This window comes from Dysgonomonas sp. Marseille-Q5470 (genome assembly GCF_951230145.1).
Taxonomy (GTDB): Bacteria; Bacteroidota; Bacteroidia; order Bacteroidales; family Dysgonomonadaceae; genus Dysgonomonas.
Genome location: NZ_CATNVE010000007.1, coordinates 102,705 through 116,261 on the forward strand (window position 1 = coordinate 102,705; position 13,557 = coordinate 116,261).

General features: G+C 38.1%; 12 protein-coding genes. 4 read left to right on the forward strand and 8 right to left on the reverse strand.

The genetic code is table 11. The features are described from left to right. Window positions 1-100: 100 nt before the first annotated feature. On the reverse strand, window positions 101-1,618 hold the full coding sequence (dnaB, locus tag QOX35_RS12330) for a replicative DNA helicase (protein WP_283687166.1): 1,518 nt from the start codon (window positions 1,616-1,618) through the stop codon (window positions 101-103). 100 nt (window positions 1,619-1,718) lie between these two features. Next, entirely contained in the window at window positions 1,719-2,708 is a 990-nt protein-coding gene (gene gldB / locus QOX35_RS12335) for a gliding motility lipoprotein GldB (RefSeq protein WP_283687167.1), read from the reverse strand. 173 nt (window positions 2,709-2,881) lie between these two features. Here gldB and tsaD point away from each other — a divergent pair, with 173 nt between their 5' ends. Next, complete coding sequence (gene tsaD, locus QOX35_RS12340; RefSeq protein WP_283687168.1) at window positions 2,882-3,898, forward strand: tRNA (adenosine(37)-N6)-threonylcarbamoyltransferase complex transferase subunit TsaD; 1,017 nt, start codon at window positions 2,882-2,884, stop codon at window positions 3,896-3,898. 54 nt (window positions 3,899-3,952) lie between these two features. On the opposite strand, the gene QOX35_RS12345 is transcribed toward tsaD, so the two are convergent. The 4 genes from QOX35_RS12345 to QOX35_RS12360 form a co-directional block, all read right to left on the reverse strand. Next, window positions 3,953-5,092 carry a hypothetical protein gene (locus QOX35_RS12345; RefSeq protein WP_135105194.1) on the reverse strand — a complete coding sequence of 380 codons (1,140 nt, stop codon included), beginning with the start codon at window positions 5,090-5,092 and terminating at the stop codon, window positions 3,953-3,955. A 108-nt stretch (window positions 5,093-5,200) separates the two neighbouring features. Then, complete coding sequence (locus QOX35_RS12350; RefSeq protein WP_283687169.1) at window positions 5,201-5,758, reverse strand: 5-formyltetrahydrofolate cyclo-ligase; 558 nt, start codon at window positions 5,756-5,758, stop codon at window positions 5,201-5,203. 173 nt (window positions 5,759-5,931) lie between these two features. Further along, window positions 5,932-7,653 (reverse strand): S41 family peptidase, encoded by a 1,722-nt coding sequence (locus QOX35_RS12355; RefSeq protein WP_283687170.1) that lies wholly within the window; start codon window positions 7,651-7,653, stop codon window positions 5,932-5,934. Then, the gene (locus QOX35_RS12360) at window positions 7,654-8,103 is read right to left on the reverse strand and encodes a deoxycytidylate deaminase (protein WP_006842865.1); all 450 of its coding nucleotides are present in this window, start codon (window positions 8,101-8,103) and stop codon (window positions 7,654-7,656) included. A gap of 574 nt (window positions 8,104-8,677) precedes the next feature. Between QOX35_RS12360 and QOX35_RS12365 the strand changes: the two genes are divergently transcribed. Both QOX35_RS12365 and QOX35_RS12370 read left to right on the forward strand, forming a co-directional pair. After that, the gene (locus QOX35_RS12365) at window positions 8,678-9,301 is read left to right on the forward strand and encodes an inorganic pyrophosphatase (protein WP_135105191.1); all 624 of its coding nucleotides are present in this window, start codon (window positions 8,678-8,680) and stop codon (window positions 9,299-9,301) included. Next, window positions 9,291-10,145: a metallophosphoesterase gene (locus QOX35_RS12370; RefSeq protein WP_283687171.1), complete on the forward strand. Its 855-nt coding sequence runs from the start codon at window positions 9,291-9,293 to the stop codon at window positions 10,143-10,145. Before QOX35_RS12365 ends, QOX35_RS12370 begins: the two co-directional genes overlap by 11 nt. Window positions 10,146-10,165: 20 nt before the next feature. Here QOX35_RS12370 and QOX35_RS12375 read toward each other — a convergent pair whose 3' ends face one another. Beyond that, window positions 10,166-10,882, reverse strand: a complete 717-nt coding sequence (locus tag QOX35_RS12375; protein ID WP_283687172.1) for a DUF4276 family protein — start codon at window positions 10,880-10,882, stop codon at window positions 10,166-10,168. Beyond that, window positions 10,882-12,018 carry an AAA family ATPase gene (locus QOX35_RS12380; protein WP_283687173.1) on the reverse strand — a complete coding sequence of 379 codons (1,137 nt, stop codon included), beginning with the start codon at window positions 12,016-12,018 and terminating at the stop codon, window positions 10,882-10,884. The genes QOX35_RS12375 and QOX35_RS12380 overlap by 1 nt, the downstream gene beginning before the upstream one ends. A gap of 259 nt (window positions 12,019-12,277) precedes the next feature. Between QOX35_RS12380 and QOX35_RS12385 the strand changes: the two genes are divergently transcribed. Beyond that, on the forward strand, window positions 12,278-13,522 hold the full coding sequence (locus QOX35_RS12385; RefSeq protein WP_283687174.1) for an efflux RND transporter periplasmic adaptor subunit: 1,245 nt from the start codon (window positions 12,278-12,280) through the stop codon (window positions 13,520-13,522). Window positions 13,523-13,557: the final 35 nt, after the last annotated feature.

Sequence of the window (13,557 nt, forward strand, 5' to 3'; positions counted from 1 at the left end):
TATCTTTAAGCTTTCAAGAAAGATTATCAATAAAAAAATCCTTTCATTACAAAGATGAAAGGATTCTTATTATATAACTAAGATGTTTATTCTGTTCGGGCTAGAAAGGAACAAAGTCATTACCACCTCCTTGCATAGGGTGTGGTGGTTGTTCTGCCACAGGGTGATTGTTGATCTTAGATGAGAACTGCTGACCTGCTCCAAAATTATAATCGTCATCAATATTCTGAAAACGGGCAAACTCACTCTTGAACCGTAGCAACACATCGCCTGTAGCACCATTACGATGCTTTGCTATAATAATCTCGGCAAGCCCTATCAAAGAGTTACCTTTATCATCTTCTAATATTTTATAATACTCAGGACGGTGGATAAAACATACCATATCGGCATCCTGCTCGATAGCTCCCGATTCACGGAGGTCAGACAATTGCGGACGCTTACCCTCTGCCCCTGTACGCCCCTCAACCCCACGATTAAGCTGCGAAAGGGCAATAATTGGGATGTTCAATTCTTTTGCTAATCCTTTCAATGAACGGGATATCATACTCACCTCCTGTTCACGGCTACCATAATTCATACCGCTGGCATTCATTAGCTGGAGGTAGTCAATTATGATAATCCTAACGCCATGCTCACGGACCAGACGGCGTGCCTTTGTCCTCAGTTCGAAAACTGACAAACTCGGGGTATCATCTATAAATAACGGTGCGTCGTAAAGCTCTTTTATTTTGAAATCGAGCTGTTCCCACTCGTAAGGCAGCAACTGTCCATTCTTAATCTTTTCGCCCGGTATTTCGCATGTGTTTACGATCAAACGGTTTACGAGCTGTACGTTCGACATCTCGAGAGAGAATAATGCTACCGGATATTTATAAGACACAGCCATATTTTTGGCCATTGACAACACGAATGCGGTTTTACCCATCGCCGGACGAGCTGCTATAATAACCAAGTCGGAGTTTTGCCAACCCGAAGTTATCTTGTCTAGCGGAGTAAATCCTGTTTCCAGACCGCTTAAGCCTTCAGGACGGTTTGCCGCTATTTCGAGTAAATGTAAGGCTTCTTTGATGACCGGGTTGATCTGCGTCACATCCTTCTTCACATTGCCCTGCGATATCTCGAATAATTTGCTCTCAGCTTCCTGCATGAGATCATCGACATCTACTGTTTCATCAAATGCTTTGCTTGTAACATTTGAGGAAAAAGAGATAAGTTCGCGCGCAAGATATTTTTGAGCTATAATACGGGCATGAAATTCGATATGGGCAGCAGATGCCACTTTCTCGGTCAACTGGGCTATATATACAGGGCCTCCCACTGTCTCCAATTCTCCGTCTTTGCGTAATTGTTCGACAACAGTAAGCATATCGATCGGAGCCTGACGCACAGCCAGATCTACAATCGCTCTGTATATAATCTGATGAATGGAATCGTAAAAACTTTCTGGCTTAAGAATATCACTAACAACCGAATAAGCATCTTTCTCTAGCATTAGGGCTCCGAGTATGGCCTCTTCCAACTCTCTGGCCTGTGGTTGTATTTTTCCTATATCCGGAATTAAAGTTGTTTCCTTTGGTTTGCGTTTCCCCTGATTCCTAAAATTTGACTCTGCCATTTATCTGAACTCCCCTTTCCATAAATTTTATTCAAAGATAAAATAAATAATATTGAATGGAGACTTAAGTTTTGAACAAGGAGCTGTTAATAACTTTTTTTTACGGGTTATATTTAGCACCTTTCAAAATTGTTTGCGCATCCATAGATAATATATCTTCCAGTAAGAATCCCTTCTTATTGGCATACTGATTTACGATCTGCCAGCCTATCCATGCACCTACACGCCCCGGAGACTGCGGTGATACTACGGTTGTAGAAGCGGCATCATTGGTGAGACGAGTGATAAGCATGTGATCGGTAGAATAAAGATAGTTTTCTTTTACTATTTTTTGCCAAATATCTTTTTCGTTATTCTTGCACCAAGCTGATTGTTGGGATGTATATCCTATCAGATTGTCGGTATCCTCACCGGGAAGCAGAATAGATAGTGCATACAAAATCTTACCTTCATCTATCATCGCAGACAGAAGGGTTTCGTGATCGGCAGGTTTTATAATATCACTTATCAGCCAAGCTTTGATATAATCCTTTACAATATCCTCAGGTTGCATTTGAAGGCGTTCGTATGGTTGAAAGAAACTTTGATAAGCCGGATAGTCACTACCCAAGTACTTATCAATCGAGAGAGATATAAGATTGTTTACGACAATTACATTTGCCCTGAAACCTGAGACATGCATCGCTAACCGAGGTAGTTTTTTACCGGGAAAATTTTCTTCAACCAAAGCGTTTACCGCAGTCAACTTATCTTCGTATACAGATACATCTGCATATTTAGTAGATACATCCTGATATATTTTGAGTAAGTCTTCATTCGCAAAGTAATCTCTAAGTTGAGGAAAAAACGTCGCTTGATCGCTAGTCTTCATGGCGATTTGCCCAAAAGCAGGAAGCAACAACGGATATTTTTCGGTCAGAGATTTTTCTGTTGCGGCATCAGGGTGTTGTATATAATTGTATATATCTTTATCGAAGCGTATAATGCTTACTCTCTCTTGCGCCGAATGTCTGTTGTCGCTCTTCACCGTGCCCGAACAGCCGATGAAAGATATTATAATAAAACCTAATAAGTAAGTTATATTTTTCATTTATTTCCTTTTAAGATTTCTTCTTTGCGAAGATAATTTATATTTTTTAATTTTGTTCCGCTTTATAAACAAACATATATGTATAATGTTATAACTAAGAATGTAACAATATATTATATATTTTGGCGCAAGTAATAAGCATAGTCTATTATAGAAAAAAATAAATCCAACGAATGATAACTATATTAGGAATAGAATCTTCCTGTGACGATACTGCAGCAGCCGTTATACAAGACGGGGTGCTTTTGTCAAATGTAATATCCAGCCAGAAGGTTCATGAAAGTTACGGGGGTGTTGTTCCCGAATTGGCTTCACGAGCACACCAGCAAAACATTATACCAGTGGTAGATCAGGCTTTAAAAAAGGCCGGAATTAATAAAGAAGATCTGTCCGCAATTGCCTTTACCCGAGGTCCGGGACTTATGGGTTCGTTGCTTGTGGGTACATCTTTTGCTAAAGGGTTATCGTCGGCACTAAATATCCCGATGGTTGATGTTAACCACCTGCATGGACATGTTTTGGCTCACTTTATCAAAGAGAATAAAGATGATGACAACCAACCACAATATCCGTTTTTGTGCCTATTGGTTTCGGGGGGAAATTCACAAATAATTCTAGTGAAGTCATACAAAGAAATGGAGATCGTAGGACAAACAATCGACGATGCCGCCGGCGAAGCTTTTGACAAATGTGCGAAAGTGATGGGACTGGGTTATCCCGGAGGACCTGTTGTTGACCGATTGGCAAAAGAAGGTGATCCTACCAAGTTTAAATTGAATAAGCCGCATATACCGGGTTATAATTACAGCTTTAGCGGATTGAAAACTTCTTTTCTATACCTCTTGAGGGATGAACTGAAAAAAGACCCTGACTTTATTGATAAGAATAAAGAAGATCTTTGTGCGTCATTACAAAAGACAATTATCGATGTACTGATGGAACAACTCAGACGAGTAGCCAAAGATTACAATATAAATGAGGTTGCCGTGGCCGGAGGAGTATCTGCAAACTCGGGGCTTCGTGCAGCTTTCGAAGATCATGCAAAACGTTATGGCTGGAAAATACATATCCCTCCTTTTGGATATACAACAGATAATGCGGCAATGATAGCCATTACCGGTTATTTTAAGTATTTAGACAAAGATTTTTGCTCTATGGATGCTGCTCCATACTCGAGGGTAGTAATGTAAAAAGAGATAGTAGAAAAAGAAAAGGATTGCCTACCGAGACAATCCTTTTTCTATTTATATATTTTTCTTATATGCTCTTCTTTTCTTATGATTCTCGGCATTAAATCCGTCCCAAAGAGAAGCAACCTTGTTATTCATCTCCAACTCGGGATTTGATTCCGCAAACTTGAAGCCACACTTATGCGCTGATGGTATAAAATCGTTAAAGATGATAGCATTTACACCTTTTCCTTGATATTCGGGCGAGATACCAATCAGTAGAAGGTCTACGACAGGATTTTTCTTACTTTTGAGATCCCTCAAGAGATTTATCCAACCAAATGGAAGGAATCGTCCACGAGATTTAATAAGTCCACGAGAAAGGCTTGGCATAGCTATACCAAATCCAACCACCTCATCGGTATCTTCTTTAATTATTATCGACACCAGATCCCAGCGAAGCAATGGCACATACATTTTCACATAGTAATCTATCTGACGTTGTGTCAATGGAGCAAAGCCATATAAAGGCTTATAAGCAACATTCAACAGTTCAAATATTTTACTTACGTACGGTGTTATTTGCTTTAGGCTTTTAAATTTAAGTACCTTCAGACCATATCGCTGCATCACCATGTTAGCGATACGCTGATGTCTTTCAGGAACAGAATCAGGAACAGGTATCCGATATTCATTCCAGTCGGCATCCTTCTCAAATCCGAGGCGTTCTATCTGATCTCTGTAATACGGATAACTATATGTTGTAGACATTGTCGACTCTCGGTCGTAACCTTCAATCAGCAAGCCTTCGTGATCTAAGTCGGTAAAGCCCATAGGCCCTACTATAACATTCATACCTTTGGCTTTCGCCCACTTCCCTGCCGCATCGAATAAAGCATCTACAACCTCGTTGTCGTCGATAAAATCAACAAATCCGAAGCGTGCATTTTTTTGATTCCAGATTTCATTCGCTGTGTGATTTATAATACCGGCAATACGGCCAACGATCTCGCCATCTCTATATGCCAAGAACAATTGTTTTTCACAAAAATCGAATGCGGGATTCTCTTTTTCATTCAACGTACCCAGTTCATCCAGAACAAGAGAAGGTACATAATATGGAGAATTTTTATAAAGAACATCGGTAGGAAATTTAATAAATGCTTTTTTCAAAGCTTTATCATCTTCTTTAACCTCCTTAATGATTATAGACATAGATTAAATAATATGGAGAATAAACTTATTTTCAGAACGCAAATATATGGATTTTTTATTTATTTAATATATCCCCTTAAACTCATAATTAAATGAAATAATATTTCTTTATTTCCAAATAAATTCATTTTCAGAGACAATATAATCCATCTTTATATCATTCGTATCAACAGGGATAGTATCCAGAAGCTGAAATTCGAAACATATACCCATTTTAGGAGCCGAAACGAGAGACAAGAAGCGATCGTAATACCCCCTACCTCTGCCCAGACGTCCCATCTTTCGATCGAAGGCTACACCGGGAACAATAATTAAATCCACCTTTTTATAATCGGTAAAATTATCACCCAATGGTTCCATTATACCATACGAAGATTGCTTCAATGTGGTATTCTGAACATATTTTCTGAAAACAATATCATCCTTAACCACAACTGGCAAGTAGAAATTCTTTTCAGCACTCCAACGGTTGATAAAATCGAGAGTCTGTACCTCATCCCCCATGCTATTATAAATAAATATAGTTTTTGCCTGCTGAAATGCTCCTGTTATTTCCAAAACCGATAATACTTCTTCCGAACGATTGTATAAGTCGTCAGCTGAATATTGTTTCTTTAACAAGGATATTTCTTTTCTCTGTTTTTCTTTTTGCTGTGCTATATTCATTCTTTATTTTCTTTGTTCCGTTGGAGATATTTTGTTTGTATAATTAATTCCTTCAACAAAAATACATTTCTTTTTCTAATTTCTACTTAAATAGAACGAATACAAGAAAAAAGGATAAAAGTAGAGTTCTACTTTTATCCTTCTGTTTTATATTATATCATAACCAATCCACATTATTTATATGCTCCTTTCTTTATGGCATCAGGCGTAGCCTTATTAGCCTTAAGCAATCTTACCGCTTCTTTTATCATCTGCTCATCTCTTTGGAACATTTCATAGAAATTGTCTTCGCTGAAGAAGTTGCGTATAATAAATGCTTCGAGCTGTGTTTGAAGAAGCTTACGCGATTCATCTATCAAATATGGCTGTTTACGGATTCCCTTTGTATAGGCATAGTCTGCAAAATTATCGACAATAGGCTGTGTAGATAAATATTTTGCAGCATCAGTCCATGTTTTAAAGCTCTTCAGTTTATCTCTGTTCTTTTCGGTGTACACATAGCTAAACTCTCTGAGCAATCCTTTATTCGCTACTCGCATGTAGTACGAATTGATACCTGTCGTATCGCGAGGAACAAAAACATCGGATAAAACGCCATCGTCACCATACACAGGTCTTCCCGAAAGAGTATGGAAAAGAGGTAGATTATCGAACTTGATACTATCTCTATTGTCAAATTCTCCTCGGCTATATCTGTTATACAGATCCATGCTATATGTCTGGCGGTCTCCCTTTTCGTATGCCTTCTGTACACATCTACCGGACGGTGTATGATATCGGGCAATTGTAAGTCGCATAGCAGAACCATCGTTGAACTTATATTGAGCCTGTACCAATCCTTTACCAAACGAACGGCGACCGACGATCAATCCCCTGTCGTTATCCTGTATAGCTCCGGCAAATATCTCACTGGCTGATGCACTTGTTTCATCGAGAAGAACCACAATCTGGCTTTGCTTGCATGTACCCGAATTATCAGCATAATAATTTTCACGAGGATAAGCTCTTCCTTCAGTATACAAAATAAGCTCTCCGTTGGCAAGGAATTCATTCACCATCATTATGGCAGCTTCCATGTATCCTCCTGTGTTTTGTTGGAGGTCTACAACAAAAGATTCACAACCCTGACTTTTCAATTTAGCTATTGCCGAAATAAATTCGTTATATGTTGTGCTGCCAAACTTACTTACCTTTATGTATCCTATCTTATTATCAAGCATGTACGATGCATCCACACTCTTCACCGGCACAAAGGCTCTGGTTACTACAAATGGAATCAACTCATCACGACCTTGTCTCTTCACCCCTATTTTGATCTGGGTCTTTTCAGGTCCTTTGAGTGTGCTGTACACTTTATTTTCATTTATTCCTTTGCCCACAAACAGAGAGTCATTCACAGTTACAACTCTGTCTCCGGCCTGTATACCGACAGCTTCAGAAGGTCCGCCCGGTATGGCTTTTACAATTGTCAGCGTATCGTTCAATATAATAAACTCAACACCAATACCACTAAAATGACCTTCCAATTCGTCATCTTTGCGGTTCATAATATCTGCACTAATATAATCTGAGTGCGGATCTAATCCGGCCAATACGGTTGGTATAGCATTTTCGATCAGCGCATCTACATTTACCGTATCCACATAAGACTTATTGATATAGTCGAGTACAACGTCGAGCTTATTGCCTTTTCGCCCTAAAAATCCGCTTCCCGAACCAAATATAGAATAAGCATTTCCTATAAAGATACCAACAGCAACACTTACAGCAATGCACAACGGAAGCCAGATATAAATACCCCTTCCTCCTTTTTTAGTTTTACTACTATTATTGTTCTCTGCCATTTTGCTGTTTGTCCCTTCCCAATTGTTGTTCAAGTTCTTATCGCTTTCCATTTAATCTTCCGATCCCTCTGTGTTAGTTTCTATATCTATAAATACGACCTCTACTCCCGCACGTTCGAGAAGAGAAGCTCCATCTGTACGCCGATATTTCTGATTATACACAACCCGCGTTATGCCCGCCTGAATTATAAGTTTTGCACATTCTATGCAAGGCGATGTAGTCACATACATCGTAGCCCCAAGACTACTGTTATGCGAACAGGCTACTTTCGTGATTGCATTAGCTTCGGCATGCAGAACATATGCTTTGGTTTCGTTGTTTTCATCTTCGCAAATATTCTCAAATCCTGAAGGAGTACCATTATACCCATCGGATATAATCATTTTATCTTTTACAATAAGGGCACCTACTTTTCTGCGCTTACAGTACGAATTTTCAGCCCAAATAGCCGCCATTCTCATGTATCGCTCGTCGAGCAACCTTTGTTTGTCATCGCTCATGAAATTACGTTCTAAAAATTCGAACACAAAGATAATGAAAAGTTCACGATTTAAAGTATTTAGTTAATTTTTATATAATCCACAAATTACCTTTTTGGGCATTGTAGAGGCATATTAAATTTTATTTATAAATGATAGATAAAAGAAGGTCGACAACATTGCTTTTTCTTATCAGAATTATCTCTTATAGAGGTCTTTGAAATAATTGAAATAGATTGTGAGCTAAAACGTCGCTATTATAAGAAACCTAGAAACAAATTTTGTCAGAATATCCGTCTAAGTGTAAAGGATGATATAAAGTGACAGTGAAATAAGGTTCGAAAGGTGTTACTTTTGTCACCTTTTGCAAACAGAAAAGCTATCAAGACATAATATATCAATTGGTTACAGAAAATAATCAGCAAAGCAGAATATTGTAAGTATTGTTACCTTTTTATAGATAGTGATTTCAATTTGGAAATTCGTAACCGAAAGGTATTGAGTTATAAAAGTCGGTATTTTAGGTGAAACAAAAATATTGCTTTAAATTTGCAGCAAAAAATAGGATATACATTATAAGTTTTTAAGATTTGTTATGAACGATCATCAATTTAAAGCACATCCATGGCATGGAATAAATGCCGGAAGCAATGCACCTCAGGTAGTAACTTGCTTTATAGAAATAGTACCTACCGATACAGTTAAATATGAGGTGGACAAAGAAACCGGTTACCTTAGCATCGATAGACCACAGAAGTACTCAAATATCATTCCTGCCCTCTATGGATTTATCCCTCAAACATATAGTGCCGACCTTGTAGCAGAACTTACAAACAATGAATTGGGAAGAACTGATATAGAAGGAGATAACGACCCTGTAGATATTTGTGTTCTGACTGAAAAGGATATCACACATGGAGATATAATAGTAAAAGCCAGACCGATAGGAGGTTTCAGATTACTAGATCACAACAAAGCCGACGATAAGCTTATTGCAGTACTCGAAAATGATGCTATCTACGGTGCATACAAAGATATATCGGACGTACCGCCAATGGTAATAGATCGTCTGAAACACTACTTTACCACCTATAAGGATTTACCCGGAGACAAGTCTCCTCGGTGTATTCTTACAGGCACATACGATGTAAAAACAGCACACGAGGTTATACGCCGCTCGATAAAAGACTACGATAACAAATACAGAAGTGACAAATAAGAGGAAGAAATCTCTGGCTTATTTTTCGCTGGCAGCCTTAATGGTTGCCAGTATCTGTCTTATATATGGTTATCTGGAAGCACGGAATATAAAACTGAAAGAACTGACATTTCGAAACAAAGATATCCCTGATGCTTTTGTAGGAAAGAAGATAATCTTCGTATCGGATATTCACTCCGGGAAATATTTTACAGGCAAAGATGTAGCACGTCTGGTAGAGAGAATCAATGAACGAAACCCAGACATAGTGATTATCGGAGGGGATAACACACTAAAGAGCACAACATACTCGCATCCTTTCTTTGACGAAATAAGAAAGCTGAAAAGTAAATACGGAGTATACACAGTATTGGGCAACCATGACCACTGGGAAGATGCCAAGCTAATACAGCAAGGCTTTAGCAATTGTGGTTTTCATATCTGCGACAATGACTCATACTGGATAAAAGAAGGCAATGACAGCATAAAAATCGGAGGTGTAGGAGATCTTTGGGAAGATGTGCAGATTATAGACAATACGATCAGTGATGTGAAGCAAAACAACTTCTGCATATTGCTGTCTCATAACCCAGACTACATGGAATTGCTAGACACAGACCTTGTAGACCTTATGTTATCGGGTCACACACATGGGGGACAAATAACACTTTTTGGATTGTATGCTCCCATTATGCCGGCAACCAATCATCCCGAATATATGCAAACGGGACAAAAATACAGGTATGGTTGGAAAGAAAAGGGTAAAACAAAATTATATGTTACTTCGGGCGTTGGTATGGGCGGATTTCCATTCCGTTTTTTCGCACAACCCGAGATTGTAGAAATAACGCTAGAGCAGAAATAAGACAAGAGTAAAAAAACTACCTACTTCTTACTTCCTTTGAAGTTATCGATCACACTTAAAAGCCTGTTCAAAGAGCCGATATCGTAACGTACCTGATGCCTGAGGCGGTTAAAGTCTAGTTTATTTACAACTCTCACCGTAGCATTATATTTCTTTGTATACGACTTCCCTACAAGCCTGTAGATATTATCCAGATCCTTAGCCGGATGGACTCTCGATTCTGAGTTTATGACATAAGGATCAAACCCAAGCCTATCTTTTATAAATCGTCCTGTCAGCCGTTTGTCTATTCTCTTGAAGTGATTCGTTTCTGCCATAAACCAGGCTTCTATTTCGTGTATTGCAATTACAATATCAAAATATGGAGCATCTGCTCTCAGTTTATTCGGCAAGAAGCGCAAACCTTTTTCCAGCTTCTCCAAATCATCTATCGGTATAGGATAAAGATCGCGGACACCGATGATCATTTCATACCCTCTTTGTCGAAGATTAGAAATGTTATCTAGTATCTCCGATTTTACCCTGTTGTCTGAGCCACAATCAAAAATAAGCACTTCGTACTTCGGATTTCTAGAAAATGACGAGTTCCGAACAATCTCTTGTTTGGGTATATTAGAACCTCCACGAAATTGTTTCTGAATAATATTAATCTGTTTATAGCCAAAGACTTCCTTTATCAAGCGATTTATAAAAATCTGCTCAGTCTGTCCTTCAACGAAAAAAGCAATGCGTCTCATCAAACGTTATTATCCTCATCCATAATGCCAAAACCTTTCTGGTAAAAGTCTGTGGCCAAAAAATCGAAGTTATTAAGTCCCGTATATTTAAAGTCTTCAAAAGTATCTTTCGAATTTGTATAATCGTAGAATATCGATTTGCTATGATCCCTACCTATTACAGACCAATAGCGAAGTGGTATTTGGTTCATAATATAGCGATCGTTTGTGGTCATAAAGAATTGCATATTGGATTTGTTCACCTTCTTAATAACAATGTCTGTTATTTTTTTAGAGCTTTCAAAATCAAGACCTTCTCCAATATCATCAATCAACATACAAAATGAAATATTCTTGAGCTTTGCATAATGCAGCAGTATCAATAAAGACAGAGCCCGATACATACCTTGAGACATTTCACGTTGAGAAACAGTATATTTACAATCTTCTTCAACGCATAGTCCGTAAAGTCCGTCAACCTCTTCTATATCGATTTTAGAAATATCATAACCCAAATCCTGCATGCTCGACAGAATCTCTGATATGAAGGCTTCACCGAACAGCTCTCTCCCCTTGTAGAAAGCGTGAATCAAAGTTTCCGGGTCATCAATATCTTTATTGTTTTCCTCCCCGACGTAGTCTTTCACCAATTTCTTTTTCTCCAACTGGTTTGCAAACATATAGTTTCGAAGAGACCTCCCCCACTCTACAAAACTTTCGTAATACGATTTACCTTCGTTGTTTTGCAAAGCAATAGCCAGTTGATTATCTGACACATCCGCTTCAACTCTATTATTTTCAAGATCGATGAATATCTTCTTTTCCCTATCCAATAAGACTTTGTCATCAAACATCAGAACCTCTGTGATGATAGTCCTGTTTTTGAAGGCAAGTATATACTTATATGTGTTTTCACCTTCAGTAAAAATGATTTCAAAGTTTTCGCTAGGACTAACAGTTTGTTTCAAACTAATCTGTCCCGAAAATAAATTTGCAATTTGTCTTATCAGATTTAATGTCCGGCTTTTTCCGGATGCATTTTTGCCCACCAAAAGATTTAGATTATCAAAGTAAGCATAATCATCATTACTGCCTACGATACTCCATTCGCGAGGTTCGCCCGCATAACGAATATATTTTAATGCACGAATTATCATTTGGGTCTATATTTTACAAAGAGTATAAAATTTTACCTCCTCAAATATACACTTTTTCTCTCTGTAAATAATCTTCGATCGAGAATTCAATTACAGATTCACCAGCTGATTCTTTATAGACAAACATTTAAGAATGACTACTTCCGAACAAGTCGTCCGATATCGGACATTTACAAAAATTATAAACAACTGATTATATACAATTTACATTTTCGGCATACGACTTGATATAAATAGGTAGAATAATAAAACATTAGAAATGGACAGAGAGATACCATTAAGAGAGCAACGCAAAGAAAGACGTAAACAGATCATACGATATGGTGCTATTATAGTAGGGTTGGCAATAGTAGTTATTATCGTAGTGAATTTTCTGCAAGGTTCGATTTCTTCGAAAAATGTAATTATAGGAACTGTTGACAGAGGAACGATCGAAGTAACGGTAAATGCATCGGGCAAAGTGATTCCTTTGACCGAAGAAATTATTGTATCGCCTATCAATAGCCGGATACTGGAGGTATATAAAGAAGCGGGAGATTCGGTAAACAAAGATGAACCGATCTTAAAGCTCGAATTGGCATCGATAGAAACAGATTACAAACAAAAGCTGGACGAAAAGGAAATGAAGAAAAGCAAACTTATCCAGTCTCAAGTGAGTCTCGACAATACAATTTCGGATCTTCAAATGCAACTACAGGTAAAGGATATGAAGCTCAAGCAGCTACAAACCGAGCTTAAAAACGAAAGATATCTGGATAGCATCGGGGCAAGTACCTCCGACAAAGTACGCCAAGCAGCATTGAACTATGAAGTAGCAAAGCTTGAGCTCCAGCAGCTAAAAGAACAAATAGTGAATGAAAAGAAAAATGCATCAGCCGAGGTCAAAGTCCAACAACTCGACCTGAGTATATTCGAAAAATCGCTGGCAGAAAGTGCCCGTCTATTAAAAGATGCTCGTATATTATCGCCTCAGAGAGCAACGCTTACCTATGTAAATAACCAAATAGGTTCGCAAGTTTCTGCCGGAACGCAAATAGCTATTGTCTCAGACCTAAATAACTTTAAGGTATTGGCCGAAATAGCAGACAGCTATGCCGAGAAACTCAGTTCGGGTGCTAAAGCCATAATAAAAATTGGACAATTGCAGTTGGAAGGAACGGTGGTAAATATAACCCCTTCTGTAAAGAACGGCGTAATTAATTTCACCGTTATGCTAAAAGACTCGGGGAATTCACGTCTCAGAAGTGGTCTAAAAACAGATGTATATGTTACTCATGGGATACAGGATGATGTATTACGAATTCCGAATTCGACGTATTATATAGGAGCCGGAGAATATGAACTGTGGGTAGTGAAAAACGGAGAAGCAGAAAAGAAAAAAATAAAACTAGGCGAAAGCAGCTTCGAATATGTAGAAGTGATAAGCGGTCTCGAGAAAGGCGAACAAGTAATTATATCAGATATGAATCAGTATAAAAACAAGCAAAAATTAAAAATAAATTAATTCTATAATAGGTAATATAATTTTAGGGAGATCTT

Bases quoted from the DNA above. Each gene is read 5' to 3' on its own strand.
- dnaB (WP_283687166.1), bottom strand. From the start codon at position 1,618: ATGGCAGAGTCAAATTTTAGGAATCAGGGGAAACGCAAACCAAAGGAA.
- gldB (WP_283687167.1), bottom strand. From the start codon at position 2,708: ATGAAAAATATAACTTACTTATTAGGTTTTATTATAATATCTTTCATC.
- tsaD (WP_283687168.1), top strand. From the start codon at position 2,882: ATGATAACTATATTAGGAATAGAATCTTCCTGTGACGATACTGCAGCA.
- QOX35_RS12345 (WP_135105194.1), bottom strand. From the start codon at position 5,092: ATGTCTATAATCATTAAGGAGGTTAAAGAAGATGATAAAGCTTTGAAA.
- QOX35_RS12350 (WP_283687169.1), bottom strand. From the start codon at position 5,758: ATGAATATAGCACAGCAAAAAGAAAAACAGAGAAAAGAAATATCCTTG.
- QOX35_RS12355 (WP_283687170.1), bottom strand. From the start codon at position 7,653: ATGGAAAGCGATAAGAACTTGAACAACAATTGGGAAGGGACAAACAGC.
- QOX35_RS12360 (WP_006842865.1), bottom strand. From the start codon at position 8,103: ATGAGCGATGACAAACAAAGGTTGCTCGACGAGCGATACATGAGAATG.
- QOX35_RS12365 (WP_135105191.1), top strand. From the start codon at position 8,678: ATGAACGATCATCAATTTAAAGCACATCCATGGCATGGAATAAATGCC.
- QOX35_RS12375 (WP_283687172.1), bottom strand. From the start codon at position 10,882: ATGAGACGCATTGCTTTTTTCGTTGAAGGACAGACTGAGCAGATTTTT.
- QOX35_RS12380 (WP_283687173.1), bottom strand. From the start codon at position 12,018: ATGATAATTCGTGCATTAAAATATATTCGTTATGCGGGCGAACCTCGC.
- QOX35_RS12385 (WP_283687174.1), top strand. From the start codon at position 12,278: ATGGACAGAGAGATACCATTAAGAGAGCAACGCAAAGAAAGACGTAAA.